The sequence below is a fragment of the Gordonia prachuapensis genome, from assembly GCF_036350515.1.
GTDB classification, from domain to species: Bacteria; Actinomycetota; Actinomycetes; order Mycobacteriales; family Mycobacteriaceae; genus Gordonia; species Gordonia prachuapensis.
The window spans coordinates 149,703-168,950 of record NZ_JAZDUE010000011.1 but is presented as its reverse complement, the minus strand read 5'-3'; the positions used below and the strand labels follow the sequence as shown (position 1 = coordinate 168,950).

The 19,248-nt window shown below is 67.5% G+C and carries 22 protein-coding genes and 1 tRNA gene; 12 read left to right on the top strand and 11 right to left on the bottom strand.

What is annotated here, in order from left to right; translation table 11 throughout:
• Nucleotides 1-33: 33 nt before the first annotated feature.
• On the top strand, nucleotides 34-1,635 hold the full coding sequence (locus V1Y59_RS14675; RefSeq protein WP_431309176.1) for a dolichyl-phosphate-mannose--protein mannosyltransferase: 1,602 nt from the start codon (nucleotides 34-36) through the stop codon (nucleotides 1,633-1,635).
• Between the two features lie 19 nt (nucleotides 1,636-1,654).
• On the opposite strand, the gene V1Y59_RS14670 is transcribed toward V1Y59_RS14675, so the two are convergent.
• From V1Y59_RS14670 to V1Y59_RS14650, 5 genes are all read right to left on the bottom strand, one after another.
• Complete coding sequence (locus V1Y59_RS14670) at nucleotides 1,655-2,071, bottom strand: GntR family transcriptional regulator (protein WP_330505700.1); 417 nt, start codon at nucleotides 2,069-2,071, stop codon at nucleotides 1,655-1,657.
• A complete protein-coding gene (locus V1Y59_RS14665) occupies nucleotides 2,035-3,261 on the bottom strand; it encodes an arginine deiminase (protein WP_330505699.1) in 1,227 nt (408 codons plus the stop codon). The genes V1Y59_RS14670 and V1Y59_RS14665 overlap by 37 nt, the downstream gene beginning before the upstream one ends.
• Nucleotides 3,262-3,306: 45 nt before the next feature.
• Nucleotides 3,307-4,536, bottom strand: coding sequence for an MFS transporter (locus V1Y59_RS14660; RefSeq protein ID WP_330505698.1), 1,230 nt, complete (start codon nucleotides 4,534-4,536; stop codon nucleotides 3,307-3,309).
• 103 nt (nucleotides 4,537-4,639) lie between these two features.
• The gene (gene soxR / locus V1Y59_RS14655; protein ID WP_330505697.1) at nucleotides 4,640-5,086 is read right to left on the bottom strand and encodes a redox-sensitive transcriptional activator SoxR; all 447 of its coding nucleotides are present in this window, start codon (nucleotides 5,084-5,086) and stop codon (nucleotides 4,640-4,642) included.
• Nucleotides 5,087-5,253: 167 nt separating this feature from the next.
• Nucleotides 5,254-6,111: a universal stress protein gene (locus tag V1Y59_RS14650; protein ID WP_330505696.1), complete on the bottom strand. Its 858-nt coding sequence runs from the start codon at nucleotides 6,109-6,111 to the stop codon at nucleotides 5,254-5,256.
• A gap of 135 nt (nucleotides 6,112-6,246) precedes the next feature.
• Here V1Y59_RS14650 and V1Y59_RS14645 point away from each other — a divergent pair, with 135 nt between their 5' ends.
• Nucleotides 6,247-6,576, top strand: a complete 330-nt coding sequence (locus tag V1Y59_RS14645; RefSeq protein WP_330505695.1) for a hypothetical protein — start codon at nucleotides 6,247-6,249, stop codon at nucleotides 6,574-6,576.
• A gap of 22 nt (nucleotides 6,577-6,598) precedes the next feature.
• Here the strand turns inward: V1Y59_RS14645 and V1Y59_RS14640 are convergent, their stop codons facing one another.
• Entirely contained in the window at nucleotides 6,599-6,850 is a 252-nt protein-coding gene (locus V1Y59_RS14640) for a type B 50S ribosomal protein L31 (protein ID WP_330505694.1), read from the bottom strand.
• Nucleotides 6,851-6,852: 2 nt separating this feature from the next.
• Entirely contained in the window at nucleotides 6,853-8,217 is a 1,365-nt protein-coding gene (gene mrf / locus V1Y59_RS14635) for a ribosome hibernation factor-recruiting GTPase MRF (protein ID WP_330505693.1), read from the bottom strand.
• A gap of 97 nt (nucleotides 8,218-8,314) precedes the next feature.
• Between mrf and rpmB the strand changes: the two genes are divergently transcribed.
• The 4 genes from rpmB to rpsR are packed head-to-tail and all read left to right on the top strand — an operon-like array spanning nucleotide 8,315 to nucleotide 9,308.
• The gene (gene rpmB / locus V1Y59_RS14630) at nucleotides 8,315-8,551 is read left to right on the top strand and encodes a 50S ribosomal protein L28 (RefSeq protein ID WP_330430758.1); all 237 of its coding nucleotides are present in this window, start codon (nucleotides 8,315-8,317) and stop codon (nucleotides 8,549-8,551) included.
• Nucleotides 8,551-8,715 (top strand): 50S ribosomal protein L33, encoded by a 165-nt coding sequence (gene rpmG / locus V1Y59_RS14625; RefSeq protein WP_007620989.1) that lies wholly within the window; start codon nucleotides 8,551-8,553, stop codon nucleotides 8,713-8,715. The genes rpmB and rpmG overlap by 1 nt, the downstream gene beginning before the upstream one ends.
• Complete coding sequence (gene rpsN, locus V1Y59_RS14620) at nucleotides 8,715-9,020, top strand: 30S ribosomal protein S14 (RefSeq protein ID WP_330505692.1); 306 nt, start codon at nucleotides 8,715-8,717, stop codon at nucleotides 9,018-9,020. Before rpmG ends, rpsN begins: the two co-directional genes overlap by 1 nt.
• Before the next feature lie 24 nt (nucleotides 9,021-9,044).
• Nucleotides 9,045-9,308 (top strand): 30S ribosomal protein S18, encoded by a 264-nt coding sequence (rpsR, locus tag V1Y59_RS14615; RefSeq protein ID WP_330505691.1) that lies wholly within the window; start codon nucleotides 9,045-9,047, stop codon nucleotides 9,306-9,308.
• A gap of 7 nt (nucleotides 9,309-9,315) precedes the next feature.
• On the opposite strand, the gene V1Y59_RS14610 is transcribed toward rpsR, so the two are convergent.
• The gene (locus V1Y59_RS14610) at nucleotides 9,316-11,199 is read right to left on the bottom strand and encodes a cation:proton antiporter (protein WP_330505690.1); all 1,884 of its coding nucleotides are present in this window, start codon (nucleotides 11,197-11,199) and stop codon (nucleotides 9,316-9,318) included.
• Between the two features lie 207 nt (nucleotides 11,200-11,406).
• On the opposite strand from V1Y59_RS14610, the gene V1Y59_RS14605 reads away from it, so the two are divergent.
• The 3 genes from V1Y59_RS14605 (at nucleotide 11,407) to V1Y59_RS14595 (ending at nucleotide 14,972) form a co-directional block, all read left to right on the top strand.
• Complete coding sequence (locus V1Y59_RS14605; RefSeq protein ID WP_330505689.1) at nucleotides 11,407-12,423, top strand: AurF N-oxygenase family protein; 1,017 nt, start codon at nucleotides 11,407-11,409, stop codon at nucleotides 12,421-12,423.
• 29 nt (nucleotides 12,424-12,452) lie between these two features.
• Nucleotides 12,453-13,988, top strand: coding sequence for a 4Fe-4S binding protein (locus V1Y59_RS14600; RefSeq protein ID WP_330505688.1), 1,536 nt, complete (start codon nucleotides 12,453-12,455; stop codon nucleotides 13,986-13,988).
• Nucleotides 13,989-14,165: 177 nt separating this feature from the next.
• Entirely contained in the window at nucleotides 14,166-14,972 is an 807-nt protein-coding gene (locus tag V1Y59_RS14595; RefSeq protein WP_330505687.1) for a maleylpyruvate isomerase N-terminal domain-containing protein, read from the top strand.
• A gap of 38 nt (nucleotides 14,973-15,010) precedes the next feature.
• Here the strand turns inward: V1Y59_RS14595 and V1Y59_RS14590 are convergent, their stop codons facing one another.
• On the bottom strand, nucleotides 15,011-16,447 hold the full coding sequence (locus V1Y59_RS14590; protein ID WP_330505686.1) for a DEAD/DEAH box helicase: 1,437 nt from the start codon (nucleotides 16,445-16,447) through the stop codon (nucleotides 15,011-15,013).
• Nucleotides 16,448-16,778: 331 nt separating this feature from the next.
• On the opposite strand from V1Y59_RS14590, the gene V1Y59_RS14585 reads away from it, so the two are divergent.
• Nucleotides 16,779-17,282, top strand: coding sequence for a hypothetical protein (locus tag V1Y59_RS14585; RefSeq protein ID WP_330505685.1), 504 nt, complete (start codon nucleotides 16,779-16,781; stop codon nucleotides 17,280-17,282).
• Nucleotides 17,283-17,304: 22 nt separating this feature from the next.
• On the opposite strand, the gene V1Y59_RS14580 is transcribed toward V1Y59_RS14585, so the two are convergent.
• Nucleotides 17,305-17,934, bottom strand: a complete 630-nt coding sequence (locus tag V1Y59_RS14580) for a helix-turn-helix domain-containing protein (protein WP_330505684.1) — start codon at nucleotides 17,932-17,934, stop codon at nucleotides 17,305-17,307.
• Between the two features lie 19 nt (nucleotides 17,935-17,953).
• On the opposite strand from V1Y59_RS14580, the gene V1Y59_RS14575 reads away from it, so the two are divergent.
• Nucleotides 17,954-18,688, top strand: a complete 735-nt coding sequence (locus tag V1Y59_RS14575; protein WP_330505683.1) for an AzlC family ABC transporter permease — start codon at nucleotides 17,954-17,956, stop codon at nucleotides 18,686-18,688.
• Nucleotides 18,685-19,005, top strand: a complete 321-nt coding sequence (locus V1Y59_RS14570; RefSeq protein ID WP_330505682.1) for an AzlD domain-containing protein — start codon at nucleotides 18,685-18,687, stop codon at nucleotides 19,003-19,005. Before V1Y59_RS14575 ends, V1Y59_RS14570 begins: the two co-directional genes overlap by 4 nt.
• Nucleotides 19,006-19,131: 126 nt before the next feature.
• Here the strand turns inward: V1Y59_RS14570 and V1Y59_RS14565 are convergent.
• Nucleotides 19,132-19,207 (bottom strand) — tRNA-Ala (locus V1Y59_RS14565).
• Between the last annotated feature and the right edge of the window lie 41 nt (nucleotides 19,208-19,248).

Below are 19,248 nucleotides of genomic sequence, written 5' to 3'. Positions count from 1 at the left end.
ATCAGCTTACGAGGGCCAACTACGATCGATCGGGTGACCGACTCCGCCGTCCTCGACCGACCACCGTCAGGGGACGATCTCCCGGCAGGGGCCGATCGTGGTCGCGCCGAGGATCTGGGTACGTCGCCGGCACCGGAGATCCCGAACCCCGTGTTCGGGCCCGCCGACAGGTTCCGCGGCCTGCTCGTCGGGCTCGTGATCGCCGCGATCGCGACCGCGACTCGCCTGTGGGGGCTCACCCGCCCCACCGACCAGGGCACCCCCGTCTTCGACGAGAAGCACTACGTGCCCCAGGGATGGCAGGTTCTCACCGGCGGGAACTGGATCGAGGACAATCCCGCATACGGCCTGGTCGTCCACCCGCCGGTCGGAAAATGGCTCCTGGCCGCGGGTGAGGCGATGTTCGGCTACGGCCCGGTCGGCTGGCGGATCACCCCGGCGATAGCGGGCATCGCAATCGTTGTGATGATCTACTGCGCGGTGCGTCGGATGACGCGCTCCACACTGGTCGGCGCGATCGCCGGGGTGTTCGCGATCTGCGACGGTGTGCTGTTCGTCCAGTCCCGGATGGGGATGCTCGACATCTTCCAGGCGGCCTTCGTGGTGGCGGCGTTCGCAGCGTTGATCGCCGACCGCGATCAGGTTCGTGCCCGGATGCACCGCGTGTACGTGGAAGGACGGATCGGCGACAGCGACTTCGGGCCGCGGCTGGGCTTTCGCTGGTACCGCTTCACGGCCGGCGTGATGCTCGGTCTGGCGTGCGGCACCAAATGGTCGGGCGCCTACTTCGTGATCTTCTTCGCGCTGCTCGCGGTCGGTTTCGATGTCGCCGCCCGCAAGGCGTACCACGTCCGCCGGCCGTGGCTGGGGACATTGCGACGCGATCTGCTGCCGGCCGGGATGAGCCTCGGGGTGATGCCGGTGGTCATCTACTTCGCCACCTTCATCCCGTGGTTCACCAGTGAGACCGCCGTCTACCGCTACGAGGTGGGCAACCAGATCGGCGTGGGCGGACCGTTCGCGTGGGTCCCGGGTGTGTTCCGGTCGTTCTGGTTCTACGAGTCGGGAATCCTGGAGTTCCATTCCGGGCTGACCAACTCGGCGGGCAATCAGCATCCGTGGGAGTCCAAGCCGTGGACGTGGCCGATGAGCCTGCGCCCGATGCTGTACGCCATCGAGAACGGCCCGGACCAGTGCGGTGCCGGGGAGTGTGTCCGGGCGCAGATGCTGATCGGCTCGCCCGCGATGTGGTGGTTGGCGCTACCGATGGTCGCGTGGGCACTCTGGTCGTGGATCGTGCGCCGCGACTGGCGATATGCCGCCGTGGGAACCGGCTACCTGGCCGGGATTCTGCCCTGGTTCGCCGATCTGGACCGCCAGATGTACTTCTTCTACGCCACGGTCATGGCGCCGTTCCTGGTCATGGGGCTGGCCCTGGTGTGTGGTGACGTGTTGCGGGCCGCGGGTCGAGCCGCGCGCTCCCGACCGGAGCGCCACGCTCTCGCGATTCTCGCGGTCGCCATCTACGTGGCGCTCGTGGTGGTCAACTTCATCTGGTTGTGGCCGATCCTCACGGCGAGTCCGATCTCACCCGCCCAGTGGCAGCAGCAGATCTGGCTTCCGAGTTGGGGGTGACCGAGTTGGGTGACGCCCGTCAGGCCCCGATCACCTGCCGCACCAGGGCGACGATGGTGTCGTCGTCGATTCCTAACGTGCGCAAGGCCGCGACGTGATCGACGGTCGCCTGCTGGGCATGGTCGAGCGCCGCATCGCGGCCTGCCTTGATGAACGAGCCGTGCCGCCCGCGGGTCTCGATGACGCCCGCCGCCTCCAGTTCCCGGTAACTGCGGGCCACCGTGTTCGGCGCGATGTCGAGGTCGGCGGCCAGTTGGCGGACCGTCGGGATGCGTTGGCCCACCAGTAGTTCGCCGCGTCGGACGAGGTCGATGATCCCGCTGCGCACCTGTTCGAACGGCGGCGGTCCATCGGCGTCGAGGGTGAGCAGACCGGCCAGGTCGACAGCGTGTCCGGGTGTCAGAGTTCGTCCCTCGCCAACGGGCAGGACATGCATCGGGGCCCACCGCGCCCGGAACCGAGTTCGCGTCCCTCGATCTCGAGCACCTCGATGCCCGAATCGCGCAACCGGCGGTTGGTCTCCACATTCCGGTTGTAGGACACCACCACACCCGGCGCGAGTGCGAGGGTGTTGTTCCCGTCGTCCCACTGCTCGCGTTCGGCGGTGATCGGATCGAGGCCGGTGTCGATGACACGGAGTTTCTCGATCTGCATCGCCTCGGCCGCCGCATCGACGAACGGGCGTGAACCCGTCACCGACACACCGTCGTCCACTTTTCGCAGAGTGAACGCCGACATCGTCTCGGCGATGTTCGGATACATCACCACGGCGTCGACGTCGACCATCGTGCAGACCGTGTCGAGATGCATGAACGCACGCGCCTGCTCGATCGGCACAGCGAGCACCGCGTGCGCCAGGCCGTCGTCGAACAGGCTGCGCGCCAGCGCTTCCGCCCCGGCGGGCGTGGTGCGCTCACCCACCCCGACGGCGACGACGCCCGGTGCGAGCAACAGCACGTCGCCGCCTTCCACCGGTGCCACCTGGGATTCGTAGGCGCGGCGGGCACCGATGAAACGCGGGTGATGCGCATAGATCAGGTCGGTCAGCGACGTCTCCCGAACCCGAGCCGGCAAGGCGAGCGAGGTGATGGCGAACTTCGGGCCGATCCAGAACGAACTGTCGCGGGTGAACAGCAGATTCGGCAACGGCTCGATCGCGAACTCGGGTCCGTGGTGCATGCGGCGCACCAGCGACGACGACGCGGCGGCCGGTGTCAGCGTCAGTTCGTCGAAGGTCATCCCCGCCATCAGCACGTGGGCGAGCTCGGCAGCCGGGAGCGAGCGCAGATGACCGGCGAGGTCGCCGGCGAGGTGGGTGCCGAGTCGACGTGGACTGACCGCCGCACCGATTCCCTGGATGCGGGCGGCGCCGCTGTGTTCGATGGTCTCGGTGAGCAGGTCACCGAGTAGGTAGACGTCGACTCCTTTGTCGCGCAACACATCCGCGAAGGCGTCGTGCTCTTCCTGCGCCCGCTGCACCCAGGGGAGTCCGTCGAACAGCAACTGATCATTGTTACGCGGGGTGAGACGTCGGAGTTCGTCGCCGGGACGATGCAGCATGACGGCACGCAGCCGACCCACCTCGGACGTCGATCCGAGCGAATATCCCGCCGCAGCAGAGCCCATGGGCCAACGGTAGTCGGTTCGCGTGGATCGCACCCGCGTTGTCGTTCAGTCCGGCTCGGTCGTGTCGCGATCCACCTCGGTGAGGTGCGGGCCACCACCGACCACTGCAGGAGCCGTTTCGGCGGCGAACGACCACATCGCCAACGCCACCGCGGCCACGATTCCGGTGAGCGTGAAGGCCCACCCGAATCCGGCCCGGTCGGCGACGAAGCCGACCACCACCGGCCCGCTGACCGCACCGAGGTCCGACGACATGCCGTACGCGGCGAGCGCCGATCCGCCCTGCTGCCGGTTGCCCAGGACGTCGGCCAGCGCCGCCTGATGGGTCGGGGCGAACAGACCGGATCCGATACCCGCGACCACACAGAGCAGCAGCACCACCACGAAGTTCGTTGCGAGCCCCAGGACTGCGGTGGACACCGCGGCGATCGCGAGTCCCGGCAACATCACCCGTCGTCGCCCATAGGAATCCGACAGTCTCCCGGCCACCACGATGGCCGCGACATTGCCCGCCGCGTAGACCGCCAGCGCGATGCCCGCCATCGCCGGGCCCTCGTCGAGTCCGTCGGTGATGAACAGGGGGACCACGGCGACCCGAACACCCATCGACGACCAGCCCTGTGTGAAGTTGGATGTGAGGATGGCCCGGTAGGTGCTGTTGCGCACTGCGATACGGAACGGAATCACCCCGGCCTGCGTCCCCGCGGTCGGGTCGGGGCGTCCGCCCTGGTCGCGCAATTGGGTCGCGACCACCGCGGCGGCGATCAGGAGTGCGATCGAGTAGACGACGAACGGCATCCGGAGGCCGAAACCGACCAGGGCACTGCCGATCAGCGGCCCGGTGATGCTGCCGATGAGAAAGCCCGCGGAGAAGAATCCCGACACCCGCCCGCGGATCTCGGCGGGCGCCATGCGGATCAGCAACGCCATCGCGGAGACGGTGAACATGGTGGACCCGACGCCGCCGGCGGCCCGGAACAGCAGCAGCTGCCAGTAGCCCTGCGCGAAGGCGCAGGCGAAGGTGCTGCCCGCCACGACGAGCAGACCAATGAGGTAGATCCGCCGTTCCCCGAAGATCGTGACCAGCCGGCCGGTCGCGGGCGCGAAGAGCAGTCGCATCACGGCAAAGGCGGACACGACGGCCGATGCCGCGGTGAAACTGACGTTGAAGCTGCGGGCGAATGCGGGCAACGCCGGGGCGATCAGTCCGTATCCGAGTGCGATGACGACGTTGGCCGCCAGCAGGACCCAGATCCCGCGAGGGATCTGCCTCACGATGTCCGTCTCATCGATTCGCCGTCTGTCCCCATGATGACCCGAGCCTATCCACCCTGCCCGACACACTCGCCGTGGGCGGTCGCGAGACCGGGCGGGCAGATCAGTCGCGCATGAGCCGGCGCGGCCCCGGGCCGAGTTTGTTCATCTCATCACCCGGGTTGAGCAGATGACACTCCCCCAGCGAGAGACAGCCGCAGCCCACGCACGACCCGATCATGTCGCGCATGTTCTCCAGCAGGGCGATGCGGTTGTTGAGGTCGTCGATCCATCGTTTGGACGCGGCCTCCCACATCGACTTCGGCGGAGACTCATGGTCACCGAGTTCGGACAGCACGTCGGCGATCACCGCAAGCGGGATACCCGCGGTCTGCGATGCCCGGATGAACGCGACCCGACGCAGCATCGCGCGGTGATACCGCCGCTGATTGCCGGAAGTCCGCCGACTGAAGATCAACCCCTGATCCTCGTAGAAGCGCACCGCCGACGGCGCGATCCCCGCGCGTTGCGCGAGTTCACCGACGGACAGTTCGAGCTTCTTCAGCGTCACGCCACCATGGTAGGCGACTTCAAGCGAACTTGAACTCGCTAGTCGTCACCACCCTGAGTCACCACCCGATCCCTGAGCCTGCGGAGGGTCGTCACCACCCGATCCCTGAGGAGACCCGGAGCCTGCGGAGGGTCGTCACGAAGGGGCGCCCCACCACCTCGCTCAGCTCACTCCCGCACCACCATGACCGGGCATTCCGCCTGGTGCAGGATCTTCTGGCTGGTCGAACCGAGCAACAGTCCGGTGAAGCCGCCGCGTCCGCGGCTGCCGACCACGATCAGCTGGGCGTCGTCGGCCGCATCGAGAATGGCCTTGGCCGGCTCCTCTGGGATGACGACGCGTTCGACGACGACGTCGGGGTGATCGGCGCTGTAGCCGGCCAGCCGCTCGGCGACCGCCTCCACGGCGTCACCAGACATCCGGGTCACCTCGGCCGGCTCGATGCCGTATCCGTGCAGGGCGTCGACGTCGAGAGGCGTCCAGGTGTGCACGGCGACCAGCTTCGCATTGCGCAGCGCCGCCTGGCGGAACGCCTCGGCCACCGCGGCATCACTGACAGGCGAGTCGTCGACGCCCACCACCACCGGTCCGTCGCCACCCGAACCCGCGACGACCACGACGCGGCCGTGGAAATGCGCGGCGACGCTGATGCTGACCGACCCCAGGAAGAGGCCCTTGATCGACCCGAGCCCGCGGGTGCCGAGCACGATGGTGCCCGCGTCCTTGCCGAGTTCGAGCAGCGCACGCGCGGCGTCACCTTCGGCGGTCGAGGTGTGCAGCGTCACGTCCGGTGCGGTCTGCTTGGCGAGTTCGGCAGCCGCGTGCACCGCGTCGACGGCGTCCTGCTTGATCGCGTCGACGACGTCCTGCGGGATGATCAGCCCCGGCGCGTAATTACTGGTGCTGATGTCGTACACGCCGACCAACTTGAGGTCGACCCCTTCGGTCACCGCAGCTCGGGCAGCCCAACGCACAGCCGCGTCCGAGGCATCCGATCCGTCCACACCGACGAGAATCGCGCTCATCTCGATCCCACTCCTCACTCGTCTCGGTCTTCTGCTCCTCATCTTCATCCTGCCCTCGTGATGCCGACCCGGCAATGAGCAAAAGGTCCCGGTCACAGCCGTATTCGCACCGAGTAGGGTGGAGTCGAGGTGAACATGATCAATCAGGAACACGACACGACCGAACACCGCGTACCCGTGGGCCGGGCTCCCGAGCTACGGCAGGCGGTCATCCACGGCATGGTGACAATCGCTGCGGCGCTTGTCATTCTGTGGATCGCAGGGATGTCCGATGGCGGCGTCCGGGTGGCCTTGATCGTGGCGGCGCCGATCGTCGTCCTGATCGGCGCGCTGGCCGCGCTGTGGCGGACCTACCGGAACTGGCGGGGCAACGGGCGCTGGCAGATCTGGCAGGGCGCCTCCTGGTTCCTGCTGGCGATGTTCATCTTCTTCTTGTCGGGAATCGGTCCGGTTCTGTCGTCGTGAGCCGAAACACCCGACGGACCGTTCAGCGGCGCATGTTCGGATAGCGGCGATTGAACTTCTCCACACGCCCGGCGACGTCTCGGACACGCGCCACACCGGTGTAGAACGGGTGGGACTCACTCGTCACGTCCACGGTGATCCGCGGATAGGTGTTGCCGTCGCTCCATTCGACCGAGTCGTCGGAGGTCGCGGTGGATCGCGTCAGGAACTGTGAACCCGTCGACGCATCGCGAATGATGACGACGTGGTAGTCGGGGTGGATGTCCTTCTTCATGGTCAGGCCTCTCGGTGGTCGGGGTTGTCGATGATCTGCAGAGCGTCGACGGTCTCCACCCCGGGCGGGTCGAGATCGTCGCACGGGTCGGCGTGAAAGAGACCGAACGGATCCTCGAAGCTCGCCCAGAACTCCTGTCCGGCAGCGAATTCGATCTCGTTGAGGCACGCGGCGCGAAGCGCCTCCTGGATGTCGGAGGCCTCCGCGCGGTGAACGAGCGCCACCAGCGACGTGTGTCGGTCGCCGTACTCCTCATCCCATCGCAGCGCACCCATCGCTCGGCGCTCGTGTGAGATCTGCGCCAGCTGCGACTCGTCCATCGCCGCCAGCCAACGACCGCCCGCCGCGACCTGCAGTGCGCCTCCGGCCGACTCGAGCCACAGCGCCTCCTCATGCTGGGTCGCGAGCCAGATCCGGCCCCGCGCGCACACCACGCCGTCGAGCAACGCGTCGATGGCGTCATGCAGCCGCTCCGGGTGCATCGGCCGGTCCGAGTGGAACTCCACCCAGGACACGCCGCAGTCGGCGTCCAAAGGCGGCTCGCCTCGCAGTAACGGGTCGTGCGGCGCGTCGATGCGTCCTCGACGTGCCGTCGGCGCCACCGCGGCGAGCAGACGCTCGACCAGGACGGACGTCATCGGCCGCTGGGGCAGTTCCATCATGATCGGCGCGTGCGGCGCCAGGCGTTTCAGGACGGCGGTGAGACGGGCGGACTCCCACGCGTCGCGCAGCGCCGGGTCGCAGCCGGCGACCACGAGCGCATCGGCGAACGAGACCTGGCCGACCGCCACCTGAGCCAAGGTGCGGTCATCGTCGACGTGCAGGAATCCCGCCTCCGCCAGACTGCCGTCGCCAGTCGCGGATTCGAGCCAGTCCTGTTCTGCGACACAGGCGATCGTCGCATCGATCCGGACGTCGCGGGAGGCGGTGCCGTCGACGAAACCGGGCATGTCCTCGACGATCACCTCCTCGATCGCCCACGCGATGCGTTCGGGCTCGAGGATCGGGTCCAGCGTCACCACGATCCGCCGCACCGTCGACCGGCGATGCAAACGCCGCAGCAGCGGCAGGAGATCCTCGCGCAAAGTGCACGACACGCACCCGTGGGCGAGTTCGATGCCCAGCGTCCGGTCACGCCGGCGGCCATCGGGATCGACCCAGCTCATCCGCCGGGAGACCCTACCGTCGCCGACGTGCGTGAGGTCGTGGTGCACGAGAACCGTCCCCGACGACGCGTCGTCACCCACGAGTGCATCACCCACCCGTCCGACCGCCGCCGAGTCCAGGCCGGTCACCAGGACAACCGGCGTCCGATCGTCGCGTCCCACGTCCTCACGGGACCGCCGGCCTTCTCCTGCGTCGTTCACCGTCCACCACCTTGTTGACATCAATTTCCATTTGAGCGAATCCGACGGTACCTTTACAGCCGCACTAAAGCCAATCGTTTTCAATAAGGAGGTGCGCATGTCTCAACGGTGTCAGGTGACGGGTCGTGAGCCCGGCTTCGGAAAGCAGGTGTCCCACTCGCACAAACGCACGTCGCGGCGTTGGAACCCCAACATCCAACGGCGGCGCTACTACGTCCCCGGTGAGGGCCGGTACGTGACACTTCGTGTGAGCGCGAAGGGAATCAAGACCATCGACAAGCTCGGCATCGAGTCCGTGCTCGCGACGATCCGCGCACGTGGAGAGAAAGTCTGATGGCCCGCAACGAGATCCGTCCGATCATCAAGCTGCGTTCAACCGCAGGCACCGGATACACCTACGTGACCCGCAAGAATCGCCGCAACGACCCCGACCGCATGGTGCTCCGCAAGTACGACCCGGTCGTCAGGCGCCACGTCGACTTCCGAGAGGACCGCTGATGGCCAAGAAAGCCAAGATCATCCGCAACGAGCACCGGCGCGAGATGGTGGCCAAGCACGCCGCGTCCCGCGCCGAGCTCAAACGCATCATCGCCGCGCCGACGTCGACCCCGCAGCAGCAGGCCGACGCCCAACGCCGGCTGCAGCGGCTGCCGCGCGACGCGAGTCCCACCCGCCTCCGCAACCGCGATGCCGTCGACGGACGACCCCGCGGCTACATCGGCAAAGCCGGTTTGTCACGCGTCCGCTTCCGGGAACTCGCGCATCGCGGTGAGCTGCCCGGCATCCAGAAGTCCAGCTGGTAGACCGTCGACCAGAGAGGAAAGTCCATGGCCCGCAAACCGACTCGTACTCGCAGAGAGGTCCCGCCGAAGCGTGCGCGCAACCTGTTGACCGCATCCGGCGTCCGCGTCGACGGGAACAATCCCGTCGACTACAAGGACGTCGCGCTGCTCCGCCAGTTCCTGTCCGACAAGGGACGCATCCGCAGTCGCCGCGTCACCGGCCTGTCACCTCAGGAACAGCGTCAGGTGGCCACCGCCATCCGCAATGCACGCGAGATGGCATTGCTGCCCTACGACTCCCGACGCTGACTCCCGATCACTTCCCGTCCACGCGCATGTCCAGACTGATCTCCTCGGCATCGAGCTGAGCCAGTTCGCTACTGAGCAGAGCAGAATGGTACGTACCGGCATCGCGCATGCGTAGCAACGCTTCTCGTTGTGCATCGATGATCGCGCGGCGGGTGTGTTCGAACGCCTGACGAAACGCCAGGTTGGTGCCGATGACGGTGTCGTCGGAGTCCGCCTCGCGCTCCATTCGCTCGATGCGTTCCCTGATCCACGGGTAGCGCTGGGCGACATCGGACGCCGCGAGGGTCTCCGACGCCGTTCGGGCCATTTCGGCATGCAGGCGCGCGCGTTCGGCTGCTCGATCGTCGGAGATGTCGGCCAGACGCAGGCGACGGATGATCCAGCCGAGAGTGCCGCCCTGCACGATCAGCGATGCGGCCGCCACGACGAACGCGATGAGTACGACGAGGGATCGCGACGGCGTGTCGGCCGGCAACGTCTGGGCCGCGGCCAGCGTGACCACGCCGCGCATCCCCGCCCAGACGATGATCGAGCCCTCCTTGGGACCCATCGGAGCCCTTGTGTAGTAGTCGATGTCGGCGATCCGACGCGAGATCCGGTTCCGGACCCGCTGTACGCGTTCGGGGTTCGCGGCAAACGCCGCGGTCGAGACCTGCTCCCTCCGAGACCGGGTGCGCTTCTTGCGGCTGAGACTCAGCGCGGGCCTCGGCCGGGCACCATCCCCCGTCGACTGGGCGCCGTTCTCCGTCGACTGTGCGCCACTTCCCGTCGACTGGGTGCCACTTCCCGTCGACTGGGCGCTACTTCCCGTCGACTGGGCGTGCTTCTGCGCGCGCCGCGACTTCTCCGCAACGGTCGCATTCATGTCTTCGAGGTACGGCCGCATGGCGCTCCCCCGACGAGACACCCGATCCAGCCACAGGATCAGCGGCGTCACATAGACGGCGCGGACCACGATGGTCAGCGCAAGGGCCGCCAGGCCGATCCAGACCGCGGTCGCAATTCCTCCGTGATCATCACGAACGTCGACCAGGAGGCCCCACAGTTCGAGACCCATCAGCAGGAACACACCGCCCTCGGCAAGCAACTCGACGGTCCGCCAGTTCTGTGCGTCAGAGACCCGGTGTCGGGGCGATAGGTAGCGCACTGCGCCGGCCCCGGTGATCAACCCGGCGGTCACCGCGGCGACGAGACCGGACGCGCCGAGTTCCTCGGCCGGCAGATAGGCGAGATAGGGAACGGTGAAGGAGATGGCGGTGTTCACCGTCGCATCGCCGACACGCCGACGTACCCACAGATTGCCCCAGCCGACGACGGCCCCGATGGCCACGGCCGCGGCGACCGCCCAGAGGAAGCTGACCGCGACGTACCCGATCGAGAATCCGGCGGCCGTCGCCGCGACCGCGGCGCGGAGCAGCACCAGCGCGGTGGCGTCGTTGAACAGACTCTCGCCCTCCAGGATCGCGATGACCCGTCCGGGGACACCGAACCTCTTGGCGATGGAGGTGGCTACTGCGTCCGTCGGTGACACGATCGCCCCGAGGGCGATACCGGTGGCGATGCCGACGCCGGGCAGGACCCATGCGAAGAAGAAGCCGAGGACCACCGAACTGATGACGACGAGCACCACCGACAAGGCGCTGATCGCGGTGAAATCTCGCCGGAAATCCATCGTGGGCATCGACACCGCCGCCGAATACAGCAGCGGCGGCAGCACACCGACAAGAATCCATTCCGGGTCGACCGCGATCTCGGGGACGAACGGCAGCACGCCCACGACCGCCCCAACGACGATCAGGAGCAACGGTGGCGCCACGCGCAGCCGCGGGCCGAGGACCTGGGCCGCCGCGATCCCCAGAACCGCGATGATCGCGAGCAGAACCTTCTCCATGCAACCATCCTGACCCAGAGCCGGGCGTCGATGGCGGCACGCAGTGCCATCACGAATTGTGACATTGAGTGTTGACAGATAACTGTCCGTCGAACTAGTTTCTCAGACATCGACCGATCCGTCGGCCCCGTGCCACGTATCGCACCGAGGATCCGAACAGCTGGAATCCGGACAACCGGAATCCGGACAACCGAAGGACCCGCAGCCATGACGAACGCTATCGACCGCATCGGACAGCAGTACGTACCCGACCGGGACCCATCCGGCGCCGACGACGACTACACGCAGGTGCTCGACGACCTGTCGTCGGCATCGGTCCACCGCAACTTCGACCCCTACATCGACATCGACTGGGACTCGCCGGAGATGGCGGTGGTGCCCGACGATCCGCGGTGGGTGCTCTCCAAGGACGTCGACCCCGTCGGCCGGCACCCCTGGTATCAGCAACTACCCGTCGACAAGCAGATCGAGATCGGCATGTGGCGTCAGGCCAACGTCGCCAAGGTCGGCCTGCAGTTCGAGTCGATACTGATCCGCGGACTCATGCAGTACAGCTTCAAGCTCCCCAACGGCGCCAAGGAGTTCCGCTACACCACGCACGAATCGAAAGAGGAGTGCAACCACACACTGATGTTCCAGGAGTTCGTGAACCGCACGGGCATGGACGTTCCGGGAGCCAAGATCGGATATCGCCTGATCTCGCCGCTCGTGCCGCTGGCGTCGACGATGTTCCCGACGCTCTTCTTCTTCGGTGTCCTCGGCGGTGAGGAGCCGATCGACCACATCCAGAAGGACTTCCTGCGTACCAGGTCGACGCTGCACCCGACCATGGCGGCGGTGATGCAATTGCATGTGGCCGAGGAAGCCCGGCACATCTCCTTCGCGCATCACCTCCTGCGCGACACCATCCCACGCAAGGGGCGTATCCAGCGATTCCTGCTCTCCCTCATGTTGCCGCTCACCATGCGCATCCTCTGCGGCGCGATCGTCGTGCCGCCCAAGAGCTTTCAGAAGCGTTTCGACGTCCCCGATGAGGTGATGCGCGACATCTTCTGGCGCTCGGCAGAGTCGAAGAAGTTCCTGCGCAATGTGTTCGGCGACGTCCGGATGCTCGGCGAGCAGTGCGGGCTGATGAATCCGGTGTCGCGACTGCTGTGGAAGGTGCTCGGCATCGACGGCCGTCCGTCCCGGTTCCGCAGTGAGCCCACCTACACCGCGGCCTGAGCTGCGGCTCTCTGCAAGGGATCTCGACGATGCCCCACGTGGTCACGCAGGCCTGCTGCGGTGACGCATCCTGCGTCTACGCCTGCCCGGTCAACTGCATTCATCCCACACCCGAGGACCCCGGTTTCGGGACCTCGGAGATGCTCTACATCGATCCGGCGACGTGTGTCGACTGCGGCGCGTGCGTGAGTGCCTGCCCGGTGGGTGCCATCGTCCCCGGCCATCGACTCCCCGATGAGCAGGCGCGGTTCGCCGACATCAACGCCGCACACTTCGAACCCGCAGGCGCAGACGCGGCCCGATTCCCGGTCGACCCGTCCCGGCGGTTGCCACTGGCGCCGATCGACCACCCGCGCCGGCTGGCCGCCGACTCCCCGTTGTCGGTCGGCATCGTCGGGTCCGGACCGTCGGCGATGTACGCCGCCGACGAACTGCTGCGGCACCCGCAGGTCTCGGTCACCGTCTACGAACGCCTCGACCGTCCATTCGGTCTGGCCCGGTTCGGTGTCGCACCCGACCATCTCGCCACCCGTACGGTGATGCGCCTGTTCGACGACATCGCCGGTCACCCGCGCTGCGACATCCGGCTCGGCGTCGCGGTCGGCACCGACGTCACACTCGACGAAGTGCGGAATCGACACCAGGCGGTCATCTGGGCCGGCGGCGCGCCGACCGACCGTCGACTCGACCTCGAGAATGCCACGGCGCCTGGAGTTCTCAGCGCCACCGCGCTGGTGGGGTGGTACAACGGCCACCCAGACCACACTGACCTCGACGTCGACCTCTCGTCATCTCGGGCCGTGGTGATCGGCAACGGGAACGTCGCCCTCGACGTGGCACGCATTCTGACCGCAGACCCCGATTCGCTCGCCGACACCACACTCGCGCCACAGGCGCTCACCGCGCTCCGTTCCTCGGCAATCGAGGAGGTGGTCGTGCTGGGTCGCCGCGGTCCCGCGCACGCGGCGTTCACCGTGCCCGAACTGGTCGGCCTCGTCGACACGGGGGTGAACCTGGTCGTCGACCCCGCAGATCTCGCCTCGGCGGCCGAACTGGTCATCGATGACGTGACGACCCGGACGAAGCTGGACCTGCTGGCCGAGGTGGCCGGTCGACCACCCGCCGACGGCCCGCGTATCCGCCCGGCGTTCCATCGCGCACCCGCAGCAATCCGGGTCGACGACGACGGACGCGCCACCGGACTGACCGTCGACCACACCCGCGTCGGAGCGTCGGGAACCCTGGAATCGACGGGCATCTCCGAGACCATCGAGACGTCGCTGGTGCTGACCTCGATCGGCTATCGCGGCGTCGCGGTGCCGGGCCTGCCGTTCGACGACACGCGCGGGGTCATCCCGCATGACGCCGGCCGGGTCGTCGATCACGACACGCCGGTGCCGGGGGTCTACGTCACCGGCTGGATCAAGCGTGGTCCGTCGGGATTCATCGGCACCAACAAGACGGACTCCGCCGAGACCGTCGGATCGTTGCTCGCCGACTACGAGGCCGGCCGATTGCCGGCTGCCCGCCCAGCACGCCGCCGGGTCCTGAGTCGGCTGGGTTGACCGTCTCTCCTTCTGGGGCATCCGTCCCGGACGCTTGAACCATCCGACCGGCAATCATCACTGGCCGCAATCGAATTCACCACGGCACACCTGGGCACGGTTGGGTCACGATCGCCCCTTCGGCCACCACGATCGGGGGTATCCTGGGGTCTCCTTTGTTCAGGGGGGTGGCCACGGGTGAGGACCACGTTCTCGCGCTTCGATTACATCGACGCCGCACGTGAGACGGGCACGCGCTTCGTCGACCTGGTTCGGACCGTCACCGACCCGGAGGCCCGGCTCACCGGTACGCCCGGGTGGAGCGTCGTCGACTGTCTCGGCCACGTCGCCGCGGCCCCGGCGAGGTATCTGGAATTGGCCCGCGGCGAGGGCTCCTACCCTCAGCGACCCGGCGACATGCCCGACTTCAATGCGAAGCAGATCGCCAACATGACCACCCGCGACGTCTGGTCGCTCACCGACCAACTGCTCGACGACCTGGATCGTCTGCTCGATGCCGTCTGCCATTTCGGTGCCCGAGTCCCGGTGATGGACTTCGACGGGGGTGCACGTGTGCGTGCCGACTCCGCCCTCGGCATCTTGATAGGCGAATTCGTCGTCCACGGCCATGACGTCGCCGATGCCGTGGGTACGCCATGGCCCATCGATCCGACGATGGCACCACTCGTGGCCCGCGGCCGGCATCAGGTGCTGCCGCAGTGGCTACGCGAGTCCACCTGTTGCGGACACTCCGCCACCTACGACATCCGCCTTCGTGGCTGCTCGGAGCATTTCGTCTACGAGTTCACCGACGGTCGCCTGGAAATCGATCCGGCGAATCCCAGACAACCGGATGTGCACATGAGCCTGGACCCGGTCGTCGCGATGCTCGCCGCCTACGGTCGGGTGTCACCCACCTGGGCTGCGCTGACCGGGCGCGCCTTTGCCTGGGGCGCCCGGCCGTGGCTGGCCGCCGGACTGTACGGGCGGTTCGCACCGGCGTGATCAGGCGTTTTCAGCAGTTGGGCGGGTGAGCCAAAAGGTCACTCGGCGCGCGCCGGGCGGCGGCGCGACCGCGAGCCGTGGCCGGCCGAGCCTCCACCACTGCGACCGGAGCCTCGCGCCCCGCCATGATCGGAGCGACCGGAACCACGAGCACCGCCGCGGTCCGAGCGACCGCGGCCGGATGCACCGCGCGATCCCCCGCGTCCCTGACCACCACGTCCCTGGCCACCGCGTCCCTGACCTCCGCCGGGACGCCTGCCGCGGCCGGCGGTGCGGTCCTGGGACGGCTTCGGCTCCGGTGCCGGGGCGACATGTTCGGCTCGCTCACCGACGAGCGCGTCGACTTCGTCCGAGCTGGGTCCGACACCGACCGGTTTCACGGTGATCTTCGCCTTGCGCAGCAACTGCGCGACATCGCGCCGTTGGTCGGGCAGACACACGGTGACGACGTCGCCGGCGCTCCCGGCGCGGGCGGTGCGGCCCGAACGGTGCAGATAGGCCTTGTGCTCAGCCGGTGGGTCGACGTGCACGACCAACTCGATGTCGTCGACATGCACGCCGCGGGCTGCGACGTCGGTCGCGACGAGCACCCGCACGTCTCCGTTGCCGAATGCACCCAGGTTCCGATCACGTTGCGCCTGACTGAGATTGCCGTGCAAGTCGACCGCCGGGATGCCATCGGCGGTGAGTTTGCGCGCCAGCTTGCGCGCCTGATGCTTGGTACGGGTGAACAGGATGCGGCGGCCGGAACCGGACGCGAGTTCGTTGACGAGTGCGTTCTTCTCGCCGGGCGACACCTCGAAGACATGGTGGGTCATCGCAGCGACCGGCGAGTTGGCCTCGTCCACCGAGTGCAGGGTGGGCTTGTCGAGGAACCGCTTGGCCAGTTTGTCGACGCCGTTGTCGAGGGTGGCCGAGAACAGCAGCCGCTGTCCGTCGGCCGGGGTCGCTGCGAGCAGCCGGGTGACGACGGGCAGGAAGCCGAGGTCCGCCATGTGATCGGCCTCGTCGATCACCGTGATCTCGACCTCGTCGAGCTTCACGATGCCCTGCCGCATGAGGTCTTCGAGCCGGCCCGGGCAGGCGACGACGATGTCGACGCCACGGCGGAAGGCCTGTTCCTGGCGGGTTTGCTTCACGCCGCCGAAGACGGTGGTCACGGTGAGGCCCACGGCCTCGGCCAGCGGTTCGATCACCGCGGCGATCTGAGTGGCGAGCTCGCGGGTGGGCGCGAGAACGAGGCCGGTCGGTGCGCCGACCATATGGGGCACCTCCATCTCGGCCAGGCCCGCGACCATGGGGATGGCGAATGCGAGGGTCTTGCCCGAACCTGTCTTGCCGCGGCCCAGGACATCCCGGCCGCCCAGGGTGTCACCGAGGGTGTCTTCCTGAATCGGGAATGCTTCGGTCTTTCCTTCGGCCGCAAGAACTTTGACGAGTTCTGTGGGCACGCCGAGGGATTCGAATGTGGTCATCTGTTGCTTTCTGCGCAGGCACACGTCGACACGATCGTTCGTGCCGGTTCTACTGGTGTGCCGGGTGGCGAACACGCGGTGTGCGGGTCCGTTCGCCGTACGAAGTCTGTGAGAAGGCGGCCGATTCAAGCGGGCCTGCCTGCACGAGAAGCGTTCTACGACGCGTTGACGACGCCCGTGGGCGCATCACTGATCTTCAGCGTACGCGGTGCGACATGCGATGGGCCAATCGTTGTGACTCAGCACGCAATTGTCGCCGTGTCATTGTGATCTGAGTAACATCCGGCGGCCGTCGCGCGATACCACCGACGAACCCATCGCGGAGGTACAGATGCGACCGCGCCACGCTATCCACCTCTCCGGGGCCATCCACCTCGTCGGGCCACTCGCGCTTGCGATCGCTCTGGTCGGCACTCCCGAAGCCGCCGCGGCGCCTGCCCTTCGGCTTCCGACGCTCCACGTGCCCACGGTCGCCCACGGACCGGCGTGTGTCGGTCAGGTCGTCGGCGACGCGACATCGATCGCCGCCCTGCAGCAGCGATCGGGGCCGCCGATCGACAATCGTGGCCGCCTCTACGTGTCGGCCGCCGGCGGGTTCGCCGGCATTTCCGAAAACCTCGGTGCGCCATGCGATGTCACGGTCACGATCGAGTGGCGCAACCTCGGCTCGGGGCGGACCGGCAGGGTATCGGGCACCGTCGCGGGCCTACTGATTCCGGTGGCGCCACTGCTCAGCCTCACCCGCATGGTGACCACCGGTTCCGGCCGCGTCGAACTCGTGGTGACCACCGACCGTCCACACCTACCCGCGCGAGGGACGGTGGTCGTGCATTGATACGAACCCCGTCGCGCGATGCTCAGAACGCTTCACTCAACATCACCGCGATGGTGCCGGGTTCCAGCGCATCGAAGACGTGCTCGACGTCACCCGGGTAGGAGATGTAGTCACCCACCTCGAGCACTTCCGTCGCGTCGGTGGGTCCTAGTCGCGCTCGCCCTGCACTGATCACCACGTGTTCGATGATCCCGCGGGCGTGCGGTGCCGAGATCCGCGGCTTGCCCGGCTCCGCTCGGACGAGGTACATGTCGCGGCGCGAACCCGGCGACGCGGTGGAGAGCAGGGTGGCGGTGTAGTCGGCATCCGCCGCCGGGATGACCGGTCCAGCGCCGAGACGGATCACCTCGACCGTGGGCGTCGGCGAGTCCAGCAGGGCCGAGAACTGCAGGCCGAGCGCGGTGGACAGCGCCCACAACGTCTCGACGCTGGGATTACCGTCACCCGACTCCAACTGCGACAGCGTCGACTTCCCGATACCCGCCCGCCGCGCGAGTTCGCCGATCGAGAGGCCGGCACGCGTCCGTTCCCGCTTCAAGGCGGCGGCGACCATGCGCTTGGGATTGGGCTGCCCGGGGTCGGGCGCGGACACCCCACCCGGCGCACCGTTCGCTTCATCGGACGATCGTGCATATTGACGAACACCTGCCATAGTGTTCATCATAGTGGACATGCGTTCCTTCTGGAGAACACTCGACACGGCAACCGTCCGTGTCGTCCTGGTCATGAGCGCATCCGTGCTGGTCATCGGCGCTTCGTACGGCGTCACGGCACACGCCGCAGGACTGACCTGGTGGCAGATCGTCATCATCGCGACCGTCGTGCTGGCCGGTTCGTCGGAGTTCGTGTTCGTCGGCATCCTCGCGGGTGGCGGTGCTCCCCTACTGGCGGCACTCGCCGGGCTACTGGTCAACACCCGCAACTTCGGCTACGGCCTGTCCGTCGGACGCCACCTGCCGCGCGGGCTCCCCATGGCCCTCGGTGCCCACCTGATCAACGACGAGACGGCCGTGATCGTGGCCGGCGAACCCGAGTCACGTCGGGCCCGGATCGCCTTCTTTCTCTGTGGCGCCGGGATTCTGATCAGCTGGCCGCTCGGATCCGCGATCGGCGCGGCGATCGGCGAACTCGTCGCCGACCCCGAGGCGTTGGGCCTCGACGCCGCGTTCCCGGCCCTTCTCGCGGCACTCGCCGTGCCCGCGCTGCGTGACCGAGGCACGCTGTGTGCAGCCGCGATCGGCGCCGTGGTGGCGGTGGCGGCCACGCCGTTCCTGCCGGCCGGTCTGCCGATCCTCCTCGCGCTGTCCGGACTGGCCGTCGTCGAGCTGATGCGACGCCGCGCTCGGCCGCAGCTGCGACCTGCGAACTCCGACGACGACACCTGCCGACTGGAGCATGCGCGATGAGCGCCACCGAACTCGCCGTCGGCGTCGCTGTGCTCGCCGTCGGAACCTACTTGATCCGGTTGGCCGGTCCGGCCCTCCGCAACCGGTTCGAGGTCAGCCCGCGTGCCGCGGCCGTGATGGATCGCGGAGCCATCGTGCTGCTCGTCGGTGTCGCGATCACCGGTGCGCTGTTCGTCGGCCAGGACCTCGTCGGATGGGCACGACCGGCAGGCGTGGCCGTCGGGGTCATCGCGGCGTTGTGTCGCGCGCCGATCATCGTGGTGGTCCTGCTCGCCGCCGGTACCGCGGCGGGTCTGAGAGCGTGCGGCGTGGCGTGAATCGGACCAGTGCACCGCCGAACGGCCGGCAGCCGCGCACTCGTCATGAATCCGCGCACGTCGCGACACGTGCGTTGTCGGAAGTGGTGCGCGCTTGGCGCAATCGGCCGCGCGCAGAGGTGGAACTGGTGGAGCTAAGGGGAATCGAACCCCTGACCTACTCGATGCGAACGAGTCGCGCTACCAACTGCGCCATAGCCCCGGGCGGTCGACGTGTGACCGGCCGTTGGCCACTCTAGCAGC